Origin of the sequence: Paraburkholderia sp. JHI869 (assembly GCF_038900775.1) — a bacterium.
Taxonomy (GTDB): Bacteria; Pseudomonadota; Gammaproteobacteria; order Burkholderiales; family Burkholderiaceae; genus Paraburkholderia.
In genome coordinates this window covers 1-497 of sequence record NZ_JAYMSC010000100.1, presented here as the reverse complement: position 1 = coordinate 497, position 497 = coordinate 1, and the positions used below count along the sequence as shown (strand labels likewise).

Genomic DNA, 497 nt, shown 5'->3' with positions numbered 1-497 from the left:
GGGGGATTAGCTCAGCTGGGAGAGCACCTGCTTTGCAAGCAGGGGGTCGTCGGTTCGATCCCGTCATCCTCCACCAATCTTCAATGCACAGCGTTCTGCAGCAGTCCGGCAGAGCCTTTTGCATTGGCGATTGAGCCAGTCAGAGCGATGTGATTAAAACCATATCGGCTGTCGTTCTTTAACAATCAGGAAGAAGTAGTAAAGAGATTCATCTGAAACACACTTAGAGATGGGTGTGGAGTAGGTGAATCAGGGTTGTGATTGTATCAATGTATTTTTAAGTGATCGAAAGATTGCCTTGAAATACGGCGCAACACGAATACTCAACCTGTAACGATTGTGTTCTCGGTCCCCTCGGGGATGAGCCCAGAGTAAGCGCTAAAGCGCTAACACTGGGCGCAAAGAGACGCACCCGTTATAGGGTCAAGCGAACAAGTGCATGTGGTGGATGCCTTGGCGATCACAGGCGATGAAGGACGCGGTAGCCTGCGAAAAGC

At 50.5% G+C, this 497-nt stretch carries 1 tRNA gene and 1 rRNA gene; both read left to right on the top strand.

The annotated features are described in order from the left end of the window. Window positions 1-76 (top strand) — tRNA-Ala (locus VSR72_RS44040). A gap of 345 nt (window positions 77-421) precedes the next feature. Further along, a 23S ribosomal RNA gene (locus VSR72_RS44035) occupies window positions 422-497 on the top strand; the annotation flags it as partial.